Source organism: Mariprofundus erugo (genome assembly GCF_005818865.1).
Classification (GTDB): Bacteria; Pseudomonadota; Zetaproteobacteria; order Mariprofundales; family Mariprofundaceae; genus Mariprofundus; species Mariprofundus erugo.
Map to the genome: position 1 here is coordinate 49,598 of NZ_VBRY01000012.1, position 22,745 is coordinate 72,342.

At 54.2% G+C, this 22,745-nt stretch carries 16 protein-coding genes; 14 read left to right on the forward strand and 2 right to left on the reverse strand.

Going from position 1 to position 22,745, the window contains the following annotated elements; all coding sequences use genetic code 11:
• Positions 1-21: 21 nt before the first annotated feature.
• The 13 genes from FEF65_RS11705 (at position 22) to FEF65_RS11765 (ending at position 18,345) form a co-directional block, all read left to right on the forward strand.
• The gene (locus FEF65_RS11705; RefSeq protein WP_138240043.1) at positions 22-1,224 is read left to right on the forward strand and encodes a cytochrome b; all 1,203 of its coding nucleotides are present in this window, start codon (positions 22-24) and stop codon (positions 1,222-1,224) included.
• 12 nt (positions 1,225-1,236) lie between these two features.
• Positions 1,237-1,932, forward strand: coding sequence for a cytochrome c1 (locus FEF65_RS11710; RefSeq protein WP_138240008.1), 696 nt, complete (start codon positions 1,237-1,239; stop codon positions 1,930-1,932).
• 162 nt (positions 1,933-2,094) lie between these two features.
• On the forward strand, positions 2,095-3,273 hold the full coding sequence (gene alaC / locus FEF65_RS11715; protein WP_138240009.1) for an alanine transaminase: 1,179 nt from the start codon (positions 2,095-2,097) through the stop codon (positions 3,271-3,273).
• 76 nt (positions 3,274-3,349) lie between these two features.
• Positions 3,350-4,675 (forward strand): homoserine dehydrogenase, encoded by a 1,326-nt coding sequence (locus FEF65_RS11720; protein ID WP_138240010.1) that lies wholly within the window; start codon positions 3,350-3,352, stop codon positions 4,673-4,675.
• Positions 4,676-4,684: 9 nt separating this feature from the next.
• Entirely contained in the window at positions 4,685-5,743 is a 1,059-nt protein-coding gene (thrC, locus tag FEF65_RS11725) for a threonine synthase (RefSeq protein ID WP_138240011.1), read from the forward strand.
• 7 nt (positions 5,744-5,750) lie between these two features.
• Entirely contained in the window at positions 5,751-6,668 is a 918-nt protein-coding gene (locus FEF65_RS11730; RefSeq protein WP_138240012.1) for a threonine synthase, read from the forward strand.
• Positions 6,669-6,717: 49 nt separating this feature from the next.
• On the forward strand, positions 6,718-8,406 hold the full coding sequence (recJ, locus tag FEF65_RS11735; RefSeq protein WP_138240013.1) for a single-stranded-DNA-specific exonuclease RecJ: 1,689 nt from the start codon (positions 6,718-6,720) through the stop codon (positions 8,404-8,406).
• A 112-nt stretch (positions 8,407-8,518) separates the two neighbouring features.
• Positions 8,519-9,340, forward strand: coding sequence for an outer membrane protein OmpK (locus FEF65_RS11740; RefSeq protein WP_161595241.1), 822 nt, complete (start codon positions 8,519-8,521; stop codon positions 9,338-9,340).
• A 25-nt stretch (positions 9,341-9,365) separates the two neighbouring features.
• Positions 9,366-11,984 carry an ABC transporter substrate-binding protein gene (locus FEF65_RS11745; protein ID WP_138240015.1) on the forward strand — a complete coding sequence of 873 codons (2,619 nt, stop codon included), beginning with the start codon at positions 9,366-9,368 and terminating at the stop codon, positions 11,982-11,984.
• Positions 11,985-12,007: 23 nt separating this feature from the next.
• The gene (gene apaG, locus FEF65_RS11750; protein ID WP_138240044.1) at positions 12,008-12,388 is read left to right on the forward strand and encodes a Co2+/Mg2+ efflux protein ApaG; all 381 of its coding nucleotides are present in this window, start codon (positions 12,008-12,010) and stop codon (positions 12,386-12,388) included.
• Positions 12,389-12,814: 426 nt separating this feature from the next.
• Complete coding sequence (locus tag FEF65_RS11755; protein WP_138240016.1) at positions 12,815-12,994, forward strand: hypothetical protein; 180 nt, start codon at positions 12,815-12,817, stop codon at positions 12,992-12,994.
• A 4-nt stretch (positions 12,995-12,998) separates the two neighbouring features.
• Entirely contained in the window at positions 12,999-15,857 is a 2,859-nt protein-coding gene (locus tag FEF65_RS11760; protein WP_161595242.1) for an EAL domain-containing protein, read from the forward strand.
• The gene (locus tag FEF65_RS11765) at positions 15,823-18,345 is read left to right on the forward strand and encodes a PAS domain S-box protein (RefSeq protein WP_138240018.1); all 2,523 of its coding nucleotides are present in this window, start codon (positions 15,823-15,825) and stop codon (positions 18,343-18,345) included. Before FEF65_RS11760 ends, FEF65_RS11765 begins: the two co-directional genes overlap by 35 nt.
• Before the next feature lie 16 nt (positions 18,346-18,361).
• Here FEF65_RS11765 and FEF65_RS11770 read toward each other — a convergent pair whose 3' ends face one another.
• Complete coding sequence (locus tag FEF65_RS11770) at positions 18,362-19,258, reverse strand: ROK family protein (RefSeq protein ID WP_138240019.1); 897 nt, start codon at positions 19,256-19,258, stop codon at positions 18,362-18,364.
• Positions 19,259-19,263: 5 nt separating this feature from the next.
• Complete coding sequence (glgA, locus tag FEF65_RS11775; protein ID WP_138240020.1) at positions 19,264-20,721, reverse strand: glycogen synthase GlgA; 1,458 nt, start codon at positions 20,719-20,721, stop codon at positions 19,264-19,266.
• A gap of 363 nt (positions 20,722-21,084) precedes the next feature.
• On the opposite strand from glgA, the gene pgi reads away from it, so the two are divergent.
• The gene (pgi, locus tag FEF65_RS11780) at positions 21,085-22,731 is read left to right on the forward strand and encodes a glucose-6-phosphate isomerase (protein ID WP_138240021.1); all 1,647 of its coding nucleotides are present in this window, start codon (positions 21,085-21,087) and stop codon (positions 22,729-22,731) included.
• The last annotated feature ends 14 nt before the right edge of the window (positions 22,732-22,745 follow it).

The window sequence follows — 22,745 nt, forward strand, 5'->3', positions numbered from 1 at the left end:
GGGAAAGTGTTAGATAAAATCATGAAAACACGTCTGTTCGCCTGGATAGACGAGCGCACCGGTGCAGAAGCGATTATCAAATCACAGCTGACTGAGTATCCGGTTCCGAAGAATCTCAACTACATGTGGAACTTCGGTTCACTGGCTCTGCTTGTGCTGGTCCTGCAGATCCTGACCGGTGTATTCCTTGCCATGTACTACAAGCCAAGTGCTGCATTGACGATGGGCGGCTACACTGTCGCGTTTGACTCGGTGGAGCGCATCATGCGCGATGTGAATTTCGGCTGGCTGATCCGCTACATGCATGCAGTGGGTGCATCGGCATTCTTTGTTGTGGTCTATATGCATATCGGCCGCGGTCTCTACTACGGTTCCTACAAGGGGCCACGTGAGCTGCTGTGGATTATCGGTGTGGTCATTCTGCTGATTATGCAGGGTGCGGCATTCTTCGGTTATCTGCTGCCATGGGGACAGATGTCCTTCTGGGGTGCAACCGTAATTACCAACCTGTTCGGCGCGCTGCCGGTACTGGGTGAGTATCTGCAGCAGCTGCTGCGTGGTGGCTTTGCTGTGGGTGATCCGACACTGAACCGCTTCTTCTCACTGCACTACCTGTTCCCGCTGTTGCTGGCAGCCATTGTTGGCGGTCACGTACATGCGCTGCATGTGGTTCACTCCAACAACCCTGAAGGTATCGATGTACACAGCGATGCAGAGCGGATCAACTTCCATCCGTACTACACCGTCAAGGATGCGTTCGGCGTCGGTATCTTCCTGACCCTCTACTGCTATGTGATCTTCTTCAACCCGCAGATGGGTGGCTACTTCATCGAAGTGGATAACTATGTGCCTGCAAACAATCTGCAGACACCTCCGCATATTGCTCCGGTTTGGTATCTGACACCATGGTATACCATTCTGCGTTCATTTGAGAGCAAGCTGCTTGGTGTGCTGATGATGGGTGCCTCGCTGGCTATTCTGTTCCTGCTGCCGTTCCTGGATCGCAGCAAGGTGCGTTCAGCCCGCTATCGCCCGGTCTTCAAACAGATGGTGATCCTCTTCTTCGTGTGTGTCATCGTACTTGGCTATTGCGGCCACTCCGCACCGACACCTACCCTGAAGCTGGTTGGCCAGATTGCTACGACCTACTACTTCCTGTTCTTCTTCGCACTCTTGATCTTGCCGAAATTCGAAAAGACCAAGCCTGTGCCTGATCATATTTAAGGGAGAAGACGAATGAAGTTGAAGCAATTAGTACTGGCGGCCACCGCCACCGTCTCTCTGCTCGCATCCGGTGCGGCAGTGGCCAATGAAGGCCACGGTCCTGCGCTTAAGCACGCCGAGGTTAATGTCACGGATCAGGCGCAGATTCGTCGTGGTCTGGACGTATTCACCAACATCTGCATGGGTTGCCACTCAGCCAAGTATGTGACATATAAAGGTCTGATGGATTATCCGGAGATTGGTCTGACTCGTGAACAGGTCGATGAGCTGCGTGGTTCGCATCCATTGACCGACGGTCTGATCAGTGATCTGAATCCTGAAGATGCCAAGGTCTCCTACGGCAAGGTGCCACCTGATCTGTCCATTATCACCAATGCCCGTCGTGGTGGAGCAAACTATGTTTACTCTATCCTGACCGGCTTTGAGCATGATCCTGCTGGCAAGGTACCGGACGGAAACTTTAACGAGTATTTCCCGGGTAACCGTATTGCGATGCCTGATCCGCTGTCATGGCTTGGTCATGATGAGTCGGAGACTGCAGAGCTTGAGAAACAGGCGCAGGATGTATCTGCATTCCTTGCCTTCATCTCTGATCCGCACCAGAACGAGCGCCGAGTGATCGGTTGCTGGGTAGTCGGCTTCCTGATCCTGCTGTCGCTGGTTCTCTGGCGTCTGAAGGTGGAAGTCTGGAAAGATGTAAAACACTGATCCTAACGATCAGGCTGAAGAAAAAAGGTCCGCCTCTGGCGGGCCTTTTTTTATGAGGTTGAAAGTCCGGTGAATGAAGCCTTCCTTGACCGGAATCAGCCTGCTTCGTAGTCTCACCGACCCTGTAACGGGTTAGCTTCCAGCGGAGAAAATGCCTTATTCATGCGCGAATTTGAGAAGATCAAACGATTGCCACCCTATGTGTTTGCTGTCGTAAACAAGCTGAAGATGGACCTGCGTCATCAGGGTCACGACATCATCGATCTTGGCATGGGAAATCCAGACCAGCCGACACCACAGCATATTGTGGATAAGCTGTGTGAGGCCGTTCAGGACGGGAGAAATCACCGTTACTCGGTTTCCCGTGGTATTCCGGGTCTGCGCCGTGCCATTTGTGCCTGGTACAAAACCAAGTTTGATGTTGATCTGGATCCTGAAACCGAGGCTATTGCCACCATCGGCTCCAAAGAGGGGTTGGCTCACCTTGCTGTTGCCATCACTTCACCCGGCGATCTGATTCTGACGCCGAATCCGGCCTATCCGATTCACCCGTATGGTTTCATTATCGCCGGTGCTGATATCCGTCATGTGCCGATGGGGCCGGATCGCGATTATTTTGCTGATGTTGAAAAGGCAGTGAAGGATTCCTGGCCACGTCCGAAGATTCTGGTGGTGAATTTTCCATCGAATCCGACCGCGCAGGTGGTTGATCTCGACTTTTATGTCAAACTGGTCGATTTCGCCCGCGAGAATGACCTGATTGTGATTTCTGATATTGCCTATGCCGAGATCGCATTTGACGGCTACAAGTGCCCGTCGATTATGCAGGTGCCCGGTGCAAAAGATGTGGCGGTTGAATTCTACTCGTTGTCCAAGACCTATAATATGCCCGGCTGGCGTATCGGTTTCATGGTCGGTAATCGCGAGATTGTTGCGGCACTCGGCAAGATTAAATCATACCTGGATTACGGCACCTTCCAGCCGCTGCAGATTGCTGCCTGCGCAGCTCTGAACGGCCCGCAGGATTGTGTCGATGAAATCCGCATGATGTACCAGCAGCGCCGTGACGTACTGATCGACGGCATGCATAAAATGGGCTGGATGGCCGAGAAGCCGAAAGCGACGATGTTTGTCTGGGCAGAGATTCCGGATGAATTCAAACATATGGGATCACTGGAGTTCTCCAAGAAGATGCTCTCTGAAGCGGGAGTGGCAGTTTCACCTGGAATCGGCTTTGGTGATTACGGCGATCACTTTGTGCGTATCGCCCTGATTGAAAATGAACACCGCACCAGACAGGCCTTGAGAGGCATGCGTCAGTTCCTGCATGCAGGCTCCTGAGTCGCATGTGCCGGTACCGGTATAACGCTTAACCGTTTTTTTGACGCGTTGTGGTTAACAGAATTGGAGTTTATACATGGTTGAATTGCGAGTAGGGCTGCTCGGGCTTGGTACGATCGGCACCGGTGTGGCGCGCATACTGATTGAACAGAAAGAGTTGATCAGCCGTCGACTCGGCAAGCGGGTGACACTGGTTGCCGCGGCTGATCGTGATCTGACACGTGATCGCGGGCTTGATTTTACCGGTGTCCGTCTTTGCGATGATGCCAATGCGATTGTCACTGCAGATGATATTGATCTGGTGGTTGAGCTGATTGGTGGATATGAGCCGGCGCGTACATTCGTCGCTGCCGCACTCGCGAGCGGCAAGCATGTGGTCACCGCCAACAAGGCGCTGATTGCCAAACATGGTGAGGAGCTTTTCCCGCTGGCAGCTGAAAAGGGGCTGCAGATAGGCTTTGAGGCTGCTGTCGGTGGCGGTATCCCGTGCATGAAAGCCTTGCGTGAGGGGCTGGCTGCCAACGCCATCGATTCTGTTTACGGCATTCTCAATGGTACCTGCAACTTCATTCTGACCAAGATGGAGAATGAGGGCGCCAATTACGCGGATGTGCTGAAAGAGGCACAGGCACTTGGTTATGCCGAAGCCGACCCGACCTTCGATGTCGAAGGTATCGATACAGCCCAGAAGCTGTCGATCCTTGCGGCCATGGCGTTTGGTTCCAAGATCAGGTTTGAAGAAGTCTTTACCGAGGGAATCAGCCGTATTACCGCTGCTGATATCCAGGCTGCCCATGAAATGGGTTACCGCATCAAACTGCTCGGTATCGCCAAGCCTCACGGAGCAAATGGCCAGGTTGATGCAGTCGAAATGCGCGTCCATCCGACACTGGTATCACTCTCATCGCAGATGGCTCAGGTGTCCGATTCGTACAATGCCGTACAGATTTCGGGTGATTTTGTTGAGCATACCATGTACTTCGGTCGTGGTGCGGGTGAGCGGCCAACGGCCTCTGCTGTGGTGGCCGATATTATGGATATCACCAGTGGTTTCCCGGGTGGTATTACCCATCTCGCACCGCCGATGGGCTTTGTAGAATCCTCCCGCCGTGAAATGCCGACGATGCCGATGGCGGATGCATTGTGTGAGTATTATATCCGTTTGATGGTTCAGGATCAGCCGGGCGTGATTGCAGCGGTGACATCCATTCTTGCCGATCACCGTATCAGTCTGGAAGCGCTGATTCAAAAAGAGCGCCATGCCAGCCATAATGTGCCGATTGTGATGCTGACCCACGAAACAACAGAAGGAAACATGCAGGCGGCTATCAGTCGGATTACCGCGCTTGATGCCGTGCAAGAAGATGCCCTGATCCTGCGTAAAGAATCAGCGGTTGTATAAGGAATAGACATGCCAAGATATGAAGGGATTATAAACCGCTACCGGGCTTTCCTGCCCATCGGCAAGGACGACGCCGTGATCACGCTTTACGAAGGTGATACGCCGTTGCATGAGTCGATGAACCTGAGAAATGCCATTAATCCGGAACTTAATATCTTTCTCAAGTTCGAGGGACTGAATCCGACCGGATCATTCAAGGATCGCGGCATGACCATGGCTGTGACCCAGGCCTATAATACCGGTTCACGCAAGGTGATTTGCGCCTCTACCGGTAATACCTCCGCCTCTGCGGCCGCCTATGCAGCAAACTGCGGCATGGAAGCGTTTGTGCTGATCCCGGATGGCAAGATTGCACTGGGCAAGCTGAGTCAGGGCATGCGTTATGGTGCCAAGGTGATCCAGATTCGCGGTAACTTTGATGATGCGCTGGAACTGGTTCGGACCATCTCGGCTGATGGCTCCATCTCTCTGGTGAACTCGGTCAACCCTTACCGGATTCAGGGACAGAAGACTGCATCGTTCGAGATTATCGACGAGCTTGGCTTTGCACCTGATTTTCATGCGTTGCCAGTCGGCAATGCCGGTAACATTACCGCTTACTGGATGGGCTACAAGGAGTATTACGACAAGCGTATCTCCAAATCGTTGCCAAAAATGCTCGGATTTCAGGCTGCCGGCTCGGCACCTATCGTGATGGGGCACCCGATTGATAACCCTGAGACCATTGCCACTGCGATTCGCATTGGCAAGCCGGCGTCCTGGAAACAGGCGGAAGCGGCGAGGGATGAGTCCGGCGGGCGTATTGATGCGGTGACCGACGAGGAGATTCTCGAGGCCTATAATATGCTGGCCTGTCTTGAGGGCGTGTTCTGTGAGCCTGCCTCTGCAGCTTCTGTTGCCGGTGTGATCAAGCTCAACAAGGCTGGCTATTTCCCGCCGGGGGCGAAGATTGTCTGTACCCTGACCGGTAACGGGCTGAAGGATCCGGATACAGCAATGCAGAACGTACCGGCTCCTGTCACCATTGATGCCAACGAGTCATCGGTACGCAGGGTACTGGAGTCCTGATTTTCGAGTGGCTACTGAACTGCTGATCGTCACGGATGCGCTGCTGAAGGAGCGGGATGGTGTACGCTGCCATCCCGCCGTCCTGCCGTGGCAGGACAAGTTCGCCGGTCGCCGGCGTCAGTGGTTCAGTTGCAGCAACCGAAATCCGCTCTCATGGTATGCGAGCATACTCGATGTGCCGCCATCCCAGTTGCTGGCAGGATGTACAACAGCTATTGCACCGGAGGCCCGCCAGTGCTGGGTGGCATCGCCCTATCATGCGCAGTTGATGCGTGATGCCGTCCGGGTGCTGCCGGAAGGGCAGTTGCTCTGGTCGGCTGAAGATGCCAGCCGCATTGCCGCCGTGCTTAACCCGCTACTGGCCGAGGAGCATATGCAGCTGCATGCGATCGGTGCTGCGATGTTGCTGACATGCCGCGATCCGCTGGATGCATGGCCTGTCGGATTTGGTGCGATATCCGGTGATCAGCTCCCCAACTCCCCGATCGAGGGTGAGGATGGTGGCAGGCTTGATCGTCTGCTCTCCGAACTTCAAATGTTACTGTTTCAACACCCCTCGCTTGAGCGCCATGCGCGTAACGAGCCTGATATCAACGGTATATGGTTGTGGGGTGGCTCATCGTTACCCCAGACGCCTGCCCACAGGCAGTTGCCTGTGGCGACGCGTAATCCGTTCCTGCAGTCGGTGGTGGATGGACGGAATGCAAAGCTGATGATCAGTGAGGCATCGCTGCTGGATTTGCTGTTGCAGCCTGGTGCATCAATGCCTGCCAATCTGCTGCTGGCAGGAGATAACAAGGCGGTGCTTTTGACCAAATCGTGGTGGCCTGCATTTGGCAAGGCATCATGGGGCCATGATGCCTGGTTGCCTGACCTTGAGCAGGATGAGGTGATGCTGTTTAATCATATTGCCGGGTTACTGTAGGAGTGGGGCTGCTCACTCCTTGCGATGATGCGCTGATCCTGCACTGCCGATGAGTTTTTCTGCCGACAGGCTTACGGTAAAAGGGCGACAACTGGCATGGCGGAATAAACCGCTGCATGCAAATGACCCGGCCGATGCCTGGTATGGCCTTCTTGATGCTCGCGGGCTGACAGAGTCCGATTCTTTTTTCTCCCCCCGACTGGCCGATCTGCCTGATCCGTTTGCCATGCAGGATATGAAGCGTGCTGCCGGGCGGGTGGTGACGGCGCTGATCGATGGTGAGCCGATTCACATATTCGGCGATTTTGATGCGGATGGTGTCAATGGTACGGCCATTCTTGTTTCGGCACTGTGCGCAGCCGGTGCGCACGTCACCTTCTCCATTCCCCACCGGGCTGATGATGGTCATGGTATCGGGGTTGAACCAGTCTGCAGAGTGGCCGAATCCGGTTGCCGGCTGGGTATCAGTGTGGATACCGGCACCACCTGTTTTGATGCCTGCGATGCAGCAACCCGCCTCGGTTTTGATCTGATTATCACCGATCACCACCTGCCGGATGAGACATTACCGGTGGCGTTTGCCCTGTTGAATCCGGCCCGTCACGACTGCGGATTTGCCGGGCGTGTATTGTGTGGAACCGGTGTGGCATTTTTTCTGTTGATGGCGGTATGGAAGCGACTGGCCGATTGCGGACGGCGGCCCGATTTTGATCTGCGCGCCTTGCTGGATCGGGTGGCAGTGGCCACGGTTGCTGATGTGATGGATCTGACCGGGGTGAACCGGATTCTGGTCTTCCATGGTTTGCAGCGATTGAACAGTCATCCTTCGGTCGGTATGGCCGCGCTGATGGAGGTTGCCCGGGTGAAGAAGGCCGTCACCGTCGAAACGATCGGATTTTACCTTGCTCCCCGCATCAATGCAGCCGGGCGGATGCAGCATGGTGAGGCTGCCATGCGTATGCTGTCGACGGAAGATACAGCGGAGGCCGCAGCGTTGGCCGCAGAGCTGGATGCGACCAACAAGCAGCGTCGGCAGGTGGAGATGGAGGTATTCAGGCAGGCGGAAGCAAAGCTTGAAGATAGTGATGTGCTGGCCATCTATGATGAAGGCTGGCATGCCGGCGTGGTCGGTCTGGCAGCAGGTCGTCTGGCCCGCAAGCACGGGCGTCCGGCGGCTGTCGGATTTGTGACGCCAGAGGGTGATATCCGGGTTTCCCTGCGTGGTCGTTCGGGCTTTCATATTGGGGAGCTGTTAAATCAGTGCAGTGATTTTCTGGAAGGATTCGGCGGGCATGCCGGTGCCGGTGGCGGCACCGTTAAAATGAATCGCTGGCATGATTTTCGCACGGCCTTTGCCGCTGCTATCGCCAGACAGGGAGCCAGCGCTACAGATCATATGATCGAACATGTGGACGGTGTACTCGGCGCCGGAGCGATGCATATCGGCCTTGCCGAGCGTCTGATGCGCTTTGAGCCACTGGGACGCGCCAATCCGCCGGTGCAGTGGCTGCTGGAGGGGATGCATATCGCCGAACGGCGTGATTTGAAGGGGGGCGTGAGCCGCCTGAAGTTGACGGATGGCCATCACCGGATTGATGGTATTGTTTTTGGTGCAGGTGCCATGGACGAGGCCATGGCTGTCGGACTGAGTATTTCTGTGCTGGGGCAGTTGCAGCGTGATGAGTGGCGGGGAGGGGATGCCATCCAGTTTGCTGTTGAGGATATACTTATCCGCTGATAGTGGCCCTTATCTTGCTGAAAATCGCTGAAGGTGAATATGTCCGGATTGTTGGGGACTCCGGACACCATGGCTCGAGTGGTTCGATCAGGGGGCTGATATGGCGGGGCGGATGAGCATCGGATATGGCGCAGGGGTGCGCCGGTTGGTGCAGGTGGCGGGTCATTTTCCAGGCCGCTGGTGGAGGCAGATCATCTGTCTCTGGCTGTGTTGTCTGGCAAGTCAGCCACTGCTGGCTGAACAATTCTCGAGTACCAATGTGCAGCTGCTTTATGGTAATCATTTTCATGATCCCTATTACGGTTCCAATACATCGGGTGGTGGCATGACGACCGTCACGGTTGAACACTTTGGTACCTGGGCCTATGGCGATAACTTTCTTTTTGTCGATTTTAAATCAGGAAACTTTGTCGATTTTGCCGCCCGACCGACCGGCAAAACGACGCGCATGTATGGTGAATGGCATCCACGCCTCAGCCTTTCTGCCCTGACCGGTCATGATCTGCAGGCTGGTATCATCAGTGACCTGTTTATCGCCGGTCAGATCAATCGCGATGGCGAGGGGTTCAAGGCGGACATGGCTGGTTTGGGTATTAACCTGATTCTGCCCGGGTTTAAATTTTTCGAGGTGGATGGCTATGCTCGCAAGGATAACTTTAATCGCATGACCTGGCAGGTCACCACTGCCTGGAGCCTGCCTTTGTACCGGGATCTGCTGGTGTTAAACGGTTATATCGATGCCAATGGCAGCGATAACAATGGTGTTGAAGTGAATGGCCAGCCGCAGTTATTGTTTGATCCGGTCCGCTTTTTGGGTCATGGTCAGAACAGTGAAAACGGGTCAGCGATGCAGGTCGGAGTCGAGTGGGCATTTCATCGTCATCGGCTGGTACACAGCAGTGTATTGCAGGCGATGCTGAAGTGGACCTTCTGAATGAGGCTGTTGTAAGGAGGTGGGGTTGACGCGTGCAATCAGACTGACCGGCTGGCTGGTATCTTTTGTTGTGGCGATCGCCATGAATGCAACGGCCGGTGAGAAGATCACGCTGCAGCTGAAGTGGAAGCATCAGTTTCAGTTTGCCGGCTTCTATATGGCGCTTGAAAAGGGATATTACCGGGATGCCGGTCTGGATGTGACGTTGATTGAAGGGGGGCAGGGGCGCTCCTCCATTGAGCATGTTGCCATGAACAGGGCTGCCTATGGGGTGACGGGTACCGGTGCTCTGGTTGAGCGCAGTCACGGCAAGCCGATCGTCGCGCTGGGGGCTATTTTCCAGCACTCACCGCTGGTACTGCTGGTGAAAAAAACTGCTGCCATTCAAACCATAACGGATCTTCGTGGCAAAAGGATCATGTTGCAGCCGGGCTATCAGAATTCCGATATTATCGCAGCGCTTAAAGAAGCAGGGATTGGTCATGCGGATTATGTGCGACAGGACATCAGTTACAATATTCAGGATCTTGTCACTGGCAGTACGGATGCATTTGCGGCCTACCTGACGGATCAGCCGCATCAGCTGCAGCTTTTGCATGTGCCTTACCGTCTGTTCCGGCCAATTGATCAGGGCATCGATTTTTATGGTGATATCATCATTACCTCCGATGCTGAGGTGCATGAGCATCCCGATCGGGTCAAAGCATTTATGCAGGCCACCGCCCGTGGCTGGAATGATGCACTTGAGCATGTGGATGAAACGATTGATCTGATCCTGCTTAAATACAACACGCAGCATCTGTCACGAGACCAGTTGCTGTTTGAAGCGACAGAATCGGCCAGTCTGATTATGCAGAACGTGGTCAATATCGGTTATATGAACGAATATCGCTGGCAGCGGATCGCCAGGGTATATAGCGATCAGGGCCTGTTGCCTCCGGATTACCGGCTGGATGGGTTTCTCTACAAGCCTGTCGCGACGATGGGAGAGGTGGTCAGGGCCAACCTGTGGTGGGTCGGATCGCTGGCTGCAGCCGGTGCATTTCTGCTGCTTGGTTTGCATATTATGATGCTCAGACGTCAGGTCAGCAGCCGAACCATCGAGCTTAGCGAGAGCGAGGCCAACACGCGCAAGCTCATTGAGCTGGCCGATATCGGTATCCTCGTTCACCGAAACGGGCGCCTGCTTTATGCCAATCCGTATGTGCTCAGGCGCATGCGTGTATCATCACTGGATGAGGTGCTCGGTGATGAGGTTATACAATATATTCATCCGCAGGATCGGGCTACTTTTCTTGAGCGAACGCGCGCTGTGGTGGAAGAAGGGGCGCTGTTTGATCATGTAGCTGTGCGTTATGTGAATGCTGCACAGGAGTGTTTCGAGGTTGAAGTCAGCTCCCTGCAGATGCAATACGAAGGTGCACCGGCGGTATTGACGCTGGCCCAGGATGTGACCGAGAGAAACAGGGTCGCCCGGGAACATGCCGATATGCAGACAAAAATCGAGCACAGCCAGCGTCTTGAATCCCTCGGTGTACTGGCCGGTGGTATTGCCCATGACTTTAACAATATTTTGACAGCCATCCTGGGTAATGCCGCCATGGCAGAACGCAAGGTGTTGAGTCAGCCTCAGGAAGCCCAAAAGTTTCTCGGTCAAATTGTGGTTTCCAGTGAACGGGCTGCTGATCTCTGCAGGCAGATGCTGGCTTATTCAGGGAAAGGCAAGTTTGTGATCAGGGCCATCAACCTGTCGGTGATGCTGGAGGAGGTCTCCCGACTGCTGACCGTATCCATTGCGAAAAATGTCACTCTGAAATATCACCTGGCGGATGATCTGCCCGCTGTCGAGGTGGATGTTGCCCAGATGCAGCAGGTGGCGATGAATCTGGTGATCAATGCTGCAGATGCAATTGGTGAAAAAAACGGTGTCATTTCGATTTCCACCGGTGTGATGCATGTCGATCGTGACTATCTGTTGACGACATGTATGGATGACCAGCTGCCGGAAGGGCGTTATGTGTATATGGAGGTCAGCGATACCGGTTGTGGTATGGACAGGGAGACGCAAAGTCGCGTATTTGAACCGTTTTTTACTACCAAATTTACCGGTCATGGGCTGGGCATGAGTGCGGTGCTGGGAATTGTGCGCAGTCATCGCGGTGCCATCAAACTTTACTCGGAGCCAGGGCGTGGCAGCTCCTTCAAGGTGTTGTTGCCGGCATCGGGGCAACAGGCGGAAGAGGTGGTAACGCAGTTGTTGCCGGATGAGCCCCGCCAACCGGGTGGTACCGTTTTGATTGTGGATGACGAAGCTGCGATACGCGAGGCAGCAGCCATGGTGATTGAGGATATGGGCTTTGATACGCTGGAGGCTGTGGATGGCGAGGATGGTGTCCGGGTGTATCGTGAGCATCAACATGAAGTGGTTGCTGTATTGCTGGATATGACCATGCCAAAGATGGATGGCAAGCGCTGCTTCACCGAGCTCAGGCGTATCAACAGTGAGGTAAAGGTGATTCTCTCCAGCGGTTATAATGAACAGGAGGCGACGGTTGCCTTTTCAGGTCAGAGGCTGGCCGGCTTTCTGCAGAAGCCCTATCGTCCGGAATCATTGCAGGCAATGCTGAAATCGATCGTGTCATAAGGGAGAGCAGGGTGTCTGAAAACATGTCAGCCGGTGTGCGGGTCGAGGTGCATGTCAAACCCGAATATGCCGAAGTACATTCCGATCCGGGAAACCGGCGTTACCTTTTTATTTATCATGTCAGTATTTATAACGCCGGCACAGTTTCGGTGCAGCTGTTATCGAGATACTGGCAGATTAGTGATGCGGATGGACGGGTGGAAGAGGTGCAAGGTGACGGCGTCGTTGGTCAACAGCCCGTGATCGCAGCCGGTCAGGCCTTCTATTATCACAGCTTTTGTGTACTGGAGACGCCGGTTGGATGTATGCAGGGCAGTTACCGGATGTCGCGCCCTGATGATGGTGAGGTATTTGATGTGCCGATTGCCGCTTTTACGCTGGCGGTGCCAGGCAGTCTGAACTAGGAGCCTGTCGGACTTCACTCAAATCTACTGCGGGGCAGGGATAGCAGCCAAAAAAATGCCCCGGGCTTTTGTCGCATAGTCACCACGATGCGCCTCAATCCCGGAATATTTTTTCTTGCAGACATTGCTATCGCGCCATTTGATGCAGGGCTCTCTTCATGGTGGCCGGTTAAGCCAACCGTTATCCGTCTGGATGACGACAACTTCTTTTTATTGCTGTTGATCACTGTGTTGCCCACAGCCGTTGCCCCCTGCTGTGGCAAACTGTTTGGATGTTTACATCAGCATCACGCCTGTGCCCTGGCAGGCATGGCCCTTGCTATAAGCTGAGCGACTGTAGAGCGCCATGCCGATCCGGGTGGAAGCTGCAGTGGAGTATCAGCATTGCATGGATAGTGATACTTCCGCAACAACAGGAGGTCGTTGATGAAGTTGAATCAACCGGTTTTGGGGGGGCTCCCCGCAGAGTGGGATGCTCTGCATATTTTTTCCCTCAGCAGGGCAGCAGGCATGGTCAAACCGCTGACCTTTGACGGCTTGTGTCATGCCTCGGAAACATCGCTCTTCAGCAGATCGGATATTGTGCAACAGCCACGACCGGAGTAATCGTATGTTACATATTCTTGTGGTCGATCAAGGCGGGGCGTTGCTTGATCAGCTGACTGCGCTGGCTGGAGATGCAGCTCTGTACCGTTTTGAGTCTGTCACTGTCGAGGAGGCCTATGCCTCGTTGCAACAGAGGCGGGGCGATTTACTTTTAGTGGATGATCAAGCGGGCGAATGTACAGGAATCGCCCTGCTACACCGTTGTGCGACAGAACTGGCAATGGTTGTTCCGTTGATCTATTGCACCAACAGCATTGATAAAGAGATGATCGATGCTGCATTTGCGGCGGGTGCAACCGATGTGCTGCGGCTGAAGGGTATGAGTGCTGATCTGTTTGGACGTTCGCTGTGCTATGCACTTGAGCAGGTACGGCAGCGTCTGAAAACCAACAGTATGTTACGAACGATTATCGATCTGGTTCCGGGCATGATTTATGTCAAGGATCGTGATGGCCGCTTTTTGCTGGCCAATCAGGCAACTGCCGAATTTTATGGTACCAGTGTCAGCCAGATCATTGGTACAAATCAGGCATACTGGCACAGGGATGTTGACGAATTTGCGCTGTTTCAGGAGCAGGACCGCAAGGTGATTGATCATCATGAGCATATTGAAGGGATGATCGACCAGCTGACGACGCCGGACGGCGTATGCCATATTCTTGAGACCAGCAAGATCCCGTTGTCGTTTTTCGACGGTAATGTGCCGGCGGTGCTGGGGATATCCCGCGATATCACCGAAAACAGACGATTGCAGAAGGCACAGACCATGGTCATGGCAGCGCTTGATGCGGCAGCTGATGCCGTGGTTATTACGGCGCTCGACGGCACGATCGAATACGTCAACCTGGCTTTCGAACGCATGACCGGCTATTCCGCCGCAGAGGCAATCGGGCAGACGCCCCGCATTCTCAAGAGTGGCCATCAGGATACCGCATTCTACCGGGAGATGTGGAAGATTCTTCTGGCTGGCGAAACATTCCGGGCCGTGATCACCAATCGTCGCAAGGATGGTCTGCTGTTTGAGGCCGAAGAGACCATTACACCTGTGTATGATGAGCACAATCATATGGTGGCCTTTGTTGCCGTTGAGCGGGATGTGACCGAGAAAAAGAAGGCGGAGCAGGCCCTGCGCAGCAGTGAGGAGCGTTTTTCACTTGCGGCCGAGGGCTCCAACGACGGACTGTGGGACTGGGATATTGTTAATGACCAGGTGTATGTGTCGCCGCGTGTCTATGCCATGGTGGGCAGAGATGAAACATCCGGTGCGATCAGGACGGCAGCAGATTTTTTTGATCTGCTGGCAGCCGCTGACGGACAGAGCGGACTGCTTAAGCGGATTAATCGTCATCTTAACGGATTGACCGAGTACTTCAGTCATGAATGCAAAATCAGCAGTGAGGATGGCAAAAAAAATCGCTGGTTACAGGCGCGTGGCATTGCCCGCCGTGATGAGGCCGGGCACGCGATTCGTATGGCCGGTTCCCTGACCGATATCACCGTATTCAAGCAGAGTGAGAAAGAGCTGGTTGAGCAGAGTTTGAGAGATCCATTAACCGGACTTGCCAATCGTAAAATGTTTATGAATCACCTGACATCGGCCATTCATGCATCCGATGTACATGGCGACTACCAGGCAGCGGTGCTTTATATCGGCATCAACCGTATGAAAGAGTTGAGAACATCGATGGGGGATACGCTGGGTGATCGCCTGATTTCCAAGGTGGCACGCCGTATTCGCGACTGCACACGGCCGAGCGATGTGTTTGCCTATGTGCATAGCGGCGAGTTTGCCATGTTGCTGCCGAAGGTTCAGTCGCAGCATGCAGCCGAAATCATGGCGACGCGTATTGACAAGGCCATGGGCCGGCCTTTCCGGGAAAGTGCGCAACAGATCAAGGTCAGCACCTCCATCGGTATTACCATGATTGACCACAGCTCTTCACGTGTCCCTGAATATGTGCTGAGAGATGCAGCACTGGCTCAGAGTGAGGCCAGAAAACGCTCCCAGCAATACAGCCTGTTCGATCAGCGTATGCATGATGCTGCCTTGCAGCGGATTCAGCTCGAAAGTGAACTGGACGATGCCATTGCCGGTCATCAATTCCAGCTCTACCTGCAGCCGATCATGGACCTGCAGCATGAGGTGATTGCAGGTTTTGAGGCCCTGATTCGCTGGATGCACCACGATCGCGGCATGATATCACCGGCCGAATTTATTCCGGTGGCAGAAGAGACGGGGCAGATTATTGAGATCGGCAAGTGGGTGTTACGACAGGCTTTTCAGCAGCTATGCAAATGGCACGGCATGGGAGGTGTGCGCAGTGATCTGTATATCAGTATCAACCTGTCACCGCTGCAGTTGGCGGATGAAGCCACCCTGCAGCTGATTTATCAGCTTCTGGAGCAGGCACCGTTCCCGCCTTCGCATTTGCGCATTGAGATTACCGAGTCAGCCATTCTGGAGGATGCTGAGTATACCCGCAGCCTGCTGGGTAAGTTGCACGAGTGTGGTTCCCGACTCTATCTCGATGATTTTGGTACAGGTTATTCATCCCTGAGTTATTTACACAGTTTCCCGTTTGACGTGCTCAAGGTGGATCAGTCCTTCACGTTCAAGATCGACAGTGATCCGGCAACCCGGAAGATTACCGAATCGATTATTCAGCTGGGAACCCATCTCGGGATGAAGGTCGTGGCTGAAGGTGTAGAGACTGAGGCGCACAGAAACGTGCTGATCGGCATGGGCTGCCACTACGGCCAGGGCTATCTGTTCAGCAAGCCATTGCCACCGGAGCAGGCAGAGACGTTTATCGATACATCCTGCCTGCATGTTGCCGGGCAAGGATATGCAGAGAAACCCTAGGCTCGGGTTGCGGGGCAAAACGGCGATTGCCCTGTCGGGGGTGTTGCTGGTGGTTCTGCTTGTCAGCAGTTATGTCAGCTACTGGCAGTCGAAGGTGATTGCAACGGAGATTGAGCAGGGCAGGCTTATGGAGTTCAGAGACCAGATTCTCCGCTCTCTGAACAGTGAAAAAAGCAATTTGCTGGCATTGCGTGATGTGCCGCCGGTTGCAGCGATCATACGGGCCCGGGACCATCAGGGGATTGATCCGGTTGGTGGTGATTCGCTGCAGCAGTGGCGGCAGCGACTGGCGGTGATTTTCAGCGCGATGCTTGGCAATCACGCGCAATATTTTCAAATCAGCTATCTTGACAGTCATGGGCATGAGCTGGTCAGGGTGGGTCGGACTGCCAGCGGGGCGATTGCAGTGGTGGCGGAGCAGGCGTTGCAGAGTAACGCGGCTGAACGATATGTCAGCGAAACGATGCGGCTGAAAAACGGGCAGATATATACCTCTGATATCACGCTTTATCGTGAGCACGGAGAGATACAGCTGCCGCATGTGCCTGTGCTCAGAATAGCGACCCCGGTGTATCGTGATGATCACGATCTGACAGGTTTGGTCGTGATCCATCTCTATTCAGATATGCTGTTCGCTAACCTTCACTCCGACCCAGGTGGAGTCCGGCATCATGTTGTGAATGACAGAGGTTATTATATCCGCCATGACAATGGTGCGATGGAGTTTGCCTGGGAGCTGGGAGATGGGCAGCTCAGACTGGATAGCATAGAACCCGGATTGGCAGCAATGGCCAGAAGCCGCGATGATTATATCGGGTTTCATGCGGTGCACGATGAGCTGGACGGTTTTACGAAGGTCTATTTCTCACCCCTGGAGCCTCGCCGCTACTGGCTTCTGACATTACATATACCTGAAGACCTGGCCTATGCGGAGATCGGGTTGGCGCACAGGCGGATGCTGGTGATCAGTGTGGTGATGTGCCTGATGCTTTTTCTGCTGACGCTGTGGCTGGTTTCAAGGCGGATTGTTGTGCCGATTGTTCAACTGGCAGCGGCTACCAGGGCGCTGAAGGCCGGCGAGGCCGGAGTAAGGGTGGATTCGACGCTGGTCACCGATGAGTTGCAAACACTTTATGAGGCGATCAATGACTATGCAACTCAGCAGCAGCAGGCCAATCATATGCTGCAACTGGAGGTGGAGCTGCAAACCAAACGTCTGGCTGCAGTGATTGATCATATTCTTGACGGTATCATCACGATTGCTGCGGACGGTACAATCCGGGCATTTAATCCGGCAGCGTGCAGGATTTTCGGTTACAGCAGTGAAGAGGTGATCGGTCAGAACGTCAATATACTGATGCCCGAACCCTATCACAGTGAGCATGACAGCTATCTCCGGCACTATGCCAGCACCGGTGTACGCGGGGTGATTGGTATCGGGCGGGAGGTCACAGGACGGCGCAAGGATGGGGCAGTGTTTCCGATGGAGCTGGCCGTCAGCGAACTGAGTATGGATGGTACCCATGCTTTTGTCGGTATCATCCGTGATATTTCCGAGCGCAAGTCATTCGAACAGAAAATTGTAGAGGAAAAGGATCAGCTTGCGGCAGTCATTAACCATGTCATTGATGGTATTATCACCATTTCAGCGACAGGCACGATCGAGTCATTCAATCCGGCAGCACGGAAAATCTTCGCTTATAGCAATGATGAGGTCATGGGCCGTAATGTGAAGATGCTGATGGCTGAACCTTATCACAGTGAACATGACGGCTATCTTCAGCAGCATGCCATGACAGATGAGAAGCATGTGATCGGTATCGGGCGGGAGGTGACAGGGCGGCGCAAGGATGGTTCCACATTTCCGATGGAGCTGGCGGTCAGTGAGGTGATGATTAACCATGTTCGCCACTATGTCGGTATTATCCGCGACATATCCGAGCGCAAGTGTGCCGAAGAGAAGATTCGTAAAATGGCACATTACGACCACCTGACCGGGTTACCCAACCGGGTTCTGTTCAATGATCGTCTTGGCCGGTCGCTGATGCTGGCGGCACGTAATCGCTTGCAGATTTCCCTGTTGTTTATCGATCTTGATGGCTTTAAAGCGGTGAATGATACGTTGGGCCATGAGGCGGGCGATCGACTGTTACAGTCTGTGGCGGCGCGGTTGTCAGATGGTGTGCGTGAGGTGGATACGGTGGCCAGACTGGGGGGCGATGAGTTTGCCGTGATTCTGTTTGATGTAAAAGGTCCCATCAATACGTCCCGGAAAGCCGGGTTGATCATTGATGCTGTTTCAGCGCCTTATCCCGAGATCGGCGAGGGGGGAATGATTGGTTGCAGCATTGGCATTGCCCTGTTTCCCGATGATGCGACCGATCGTCAGGGGTTGCTCAGCAAGGCGGATGCAGCCATGTATACGGTGAAAAAAAACGGCAAGAATCACTTTCACTTTTATCACGATGGTGTGGGCGACGAGTGCTGAGCAGGCATACATGCCTCTATGAGCGGGCGATGTATGCTGCTCCCAGCAAACCGGCCTGGTCTCCCAGTGAGGTCTGGTAAACATGGATGGTATCACGCAGAGGGGGGATCAGGCGGCTATTCATGCGTGCCATCAGGGGCGGGTAAAGCAGCGACCATGCACCTGAAAGTCCGCCGCTGATTGTGATGGTATGTACATCCAGCAGTTTCACTGCCTCGGCAATGGCTGCACCGAGATACTCTCCTGTCTGCCGGAGCAGGGCTTCAGCCACGCTATCCCCGGAACAGGCGGCGCTGTAGATGTCGCCTGCCGATTTGATGCAGCCGGTCTGTTCTGCATAAATGCGGCTGACAGCTGTGGCCGAGGCCCAGGCTTCCAGGCAGCCATGCAGGCCGCAGCCACAGGCACGTTCGTCGGCGACGCGTACATGGCCGAACTCCATGGCCATGCCATATTCACCGGTCCATGGCTGATCGGAGAGGATCAGTCCACCGCCTACACCTGTACCCAGGGTGATATGCAGCAGGTTGCGGGCGCCTTTGCCTGCACCGAACCGGTGCTCACCGATGGCAGCACACAGTGCATCATTTTGTGCCGCCACCCTGATGCCAAGACGACTGCTGAGTGACTCAGCCAGTGGCAGTTCACGGATGTTGGGCAGGTTCGGAGAGGCGGCAAGTACACCGTCAGAACCACGGAAAAAGCCGGGAAATCCCAGTCCAACGGCGGTGATATCAGCGGTGATCATCGGTTGCAGCAGATCAGCGATGATATGGATGATCTCGTCTGCGCTCAGGGCCGGGTTACTCAGCTGTGCATCGACACGCACTTCATCGAGTAATGAGCCATTCGCATCAATGACAGCGGCACGAATATTGGTACCGCCGATGTCGGCAGCAAGGACACGCGACATCAGCGTCAGCGGCCCAGCAGGCGTGCGTACAGGGTGCTGTAAGCGGCGGCAGAAGCATCCCATGATGAGTCACGTTTGAGGGTTCGTGTTCTGATCGCGGCCCAGTGGTGCGGTTGACGATATGCTGCAATCGCAGATTCAAGTGCTTCATCGAAGGCGTGCGGCGTTGCATCGCTGAAGTGGAATCCGGTGGCGTGGGCCGGGTCGACGGCATGGTCAATGACCGTATCTTTCAGGCCGCCGGTCGCACGTACAACCGGTACAGTGCCATAGCGCATGGCCATCAACTGGCCGAGTCCGCACGGCTCGAAGCGGGAAGGCATCAGAAAAATATCGCCGCCGGCATAGATTTGGCGAGCCAGTGTTTCATTGAATCCACGCCAGAAATACATGTTCGACGGATGATGGTTTGCCAGTTCATGCAGACGGTGCTCGGTATGACTGTCACCGGAACCAAGTACGACAATCTGGTAGCCGCGCTCAATCCAGCGCCCCGCATTGGCCAGCACCAGATCGATGCCCTTCTGATCGGCCAGTCGTGAAATCAGTGTGAGCACCGGGATATCGGCGGCAACGGGGAAGTTGCAGTGCTGCTGCAGCTCCTGTTTGCACTGCTTTTTCCCGGTAATGTGGTTGGCGCCATAGCAGGCGGCAATTTGTGTATCGGTTTCCGGATCCCATTGTTCGATATCGAGGCCGTTGACAATGCCGCTGAGTCTTGAGGTGTGATGATGAAGAAAACCTTCAAGGTGGCAGCCGTATTCAGGCGTGAGAATCTCTTCGGCATAGGTCGGGCTGACCGTGGTCAGTGCATCCGCATCGGCAATCGCGGCCTTCATGCAGTTGATCTGGCCGTGAAATTCGAAGCCGCCCGGGTGGAAGTGGTGAGAGGGCAGGCCGAGTCTGTGCATCCAGCTGACCGGGAATACGCCCTGGTAAGCCAGGTTGTGAATGGTATACACCGTTTTTGCGTGGGCGATTTTCGGTTGATGCTGGTACTGCGTTTTCAGCAGAACCGGAATCATGCCTGTCTGCCAGTCATGGCAATGCAGAATATCAACAGGCCGATCAAGTTGTGCGGCAGCCTCAAGTGCCACGCGGCTGAACAGCAGAAAACGCAGGAAGTTATCCTCATACGCTCCGCCGGGCGGGCCATAAATGCCGTCGCGGTTAAAGAGTGCATCCTGCTCAATAAGGATATAACGCAATCCATCAAGATATACCTGATGCAGCGGGCAGTGATGTCTTACGCCGTCGGCCCACATCTCAATCGTGCTATGCATCGAGGTTGCCTCAATGCCGGTCTGCTGCATCTGTCGACGGTAATAGGGCATGATGATGGTCAGCTCATGGCCCTGGTTCATCAGAGCCCGGGGCAGCGAGCCGGTGACATCCGCAAGTCCTCCTGTTTTAGCCAGTGGTGATGCCTCGGATGCGATAAAAACAATATTGAGTCCAGCCATGGATGCTCCCCCCCTTCAGTTGAGCTCAAAGCTAGCATAATCCTTGCAAGTTAAAAATGTGCAGGACTTCGGCTGGTAAAGCGGGGTGGGGGCGCTTGAGGGCGGAGGCGGACGAACAGGAAAGAAAACGTCAGCGGTGAGATAAGAGCGGGGGCGTTCTGTCGGTCCGGCAGAGGTTGCTGCGCCTGTGTGGAATCAGGGCGGGTATGCCTGCAAAGCCTTGCCGGCGCTAAAAAAATGGTCGTATCGCGCTCATCTGCGTATAGGCGGGAGGGGGCTGGTTTGGTATCGCTGCGGTTGAACGGGATAGAGGGAGGCAGTATGCTGTGCATTGTAGATGTATATGTGACTGAGGAGGGGAGTGTGTCTGAACTGACGCAAACAGAGTCGTGGAAACAGCTGGCGCAACATGCGGATGAAATGAAGCAGGTGCATATGCGTAACCTGTTTGCTGAACAACCTGATCGATTTGAAACATTCTCCGCCCACTTCAACGATATGCTCGTTGATTACTCCAAGAATATTATCAGTGAAAAAACGATGGCTCTGCTGATGAAGCTGGCACGTGAGCGTGATGTGCCCGGCTGGGTGGAGCGCATGTTCCACGGTGAGCGTATCAATAATACCGAGGATCGGGCGGTGTTGCATACCGCCTTGCGGAACCGCTCCAACCGACCGGTGATGGTCGATGGCCGTGATGTGATGCCGGATGTGAATCGGGTGCTGAATCAGATGCGAGAGTTTACCGAAGCTGTTCGCTCGGGGGCATGGCTGGGCAGTACCGGCAAGCCGATTACGGATATTGTGAATATTGGTATCGGTGGTTCCGATCTTGGGCCGGTGATGGTCACCGAGGCGCTGACGCCGTTCGGGCGTGACAAGCTGCATATGCACTTTGTCTCCAATATCGACGGCACACATATGGTCGAAACATTGCGCAACCTGCATCGTGAAACGACGCTTTTTGTCATTGTTTCGAAAACATTTACCACACAGGAGACGCTGACCAATGCGCGTACGGCCCGTGACTGGTTCCTGACCCGTGGTGGCAGCAAAACGGCAGTGGCCAAGCACTTTGTTGCGGTATCCACCAATGCGAAGGCTGTCGCGGCCTTTGGCATTGATCCGGCCAATATGTTCGAGTTCTGGGACTGGGTGGGTGGTCGCTATTCGCTCTGGAGTGCAGTCGGTCTTTCAATCGCTCTCTATATCGGTATGGATCACTTTGAGGAGCTTCTTGCCGGTGCGCATGAGATGGATGAGCATTTCCGTACGGCACCGCTCGAGGAGAATGTTCCGGTGATTCTGGCCATGCTCGGGGTTTGGTATAACAACTTTTTTGATGCCGATTCCTGTGCGCTATTGCCATATGATCAGTATATGCATCGCTTTCCTGCCTATTTTCAGCAGGGGGATATGGAGAGCAACGGCAAGCGGGTCACCCGTGACGGCAAGCTTGTTGATTACTCAACCGGTCCGATTATCTGGGGCGAGCCGGGTACCAATGGTCAGCACGCATTTTATCAGCTGATTCATCAGGGAACCAAGCTGATCCCATGTGATTTTCTGGCACCTGTCGAGACAAAAAATCCGGTTGGACGCCACCATCCGATTCTGCTCTCGAACTTTTTTGCCCAGACCGAGGCGCTGATGCTCGGTAAGAGTGAAGAGGAAGTGCGTGCGGAACTGATCGAAGAGGGGCTCAGTGGTGAGCGGCTGGAGGCGCTGCTGCCACACAAGGTGTTTCCTGGTAACAAACCGACCAACTCCATTCTGTTTCAGCGGCTGACACCGCATGCGCTCGGCAGCCTGATTGCCATGTATGAGCATAAAACTTTTGTTCAGAGTGTCATCTGGGATGTCAATGCCTACGATCAGTGGGGGGTTGAGCTGGGCAAGCAGCTGGCCAGAAAGATTCTTCCCGAGCTTGATGATCATGAGAAGGTCACAAGCCATGATTCATCAACCAATGGTCTGATTAATTACTATAAGGAACACAAAAAAGAGTAGTTTTTTGACGTTTT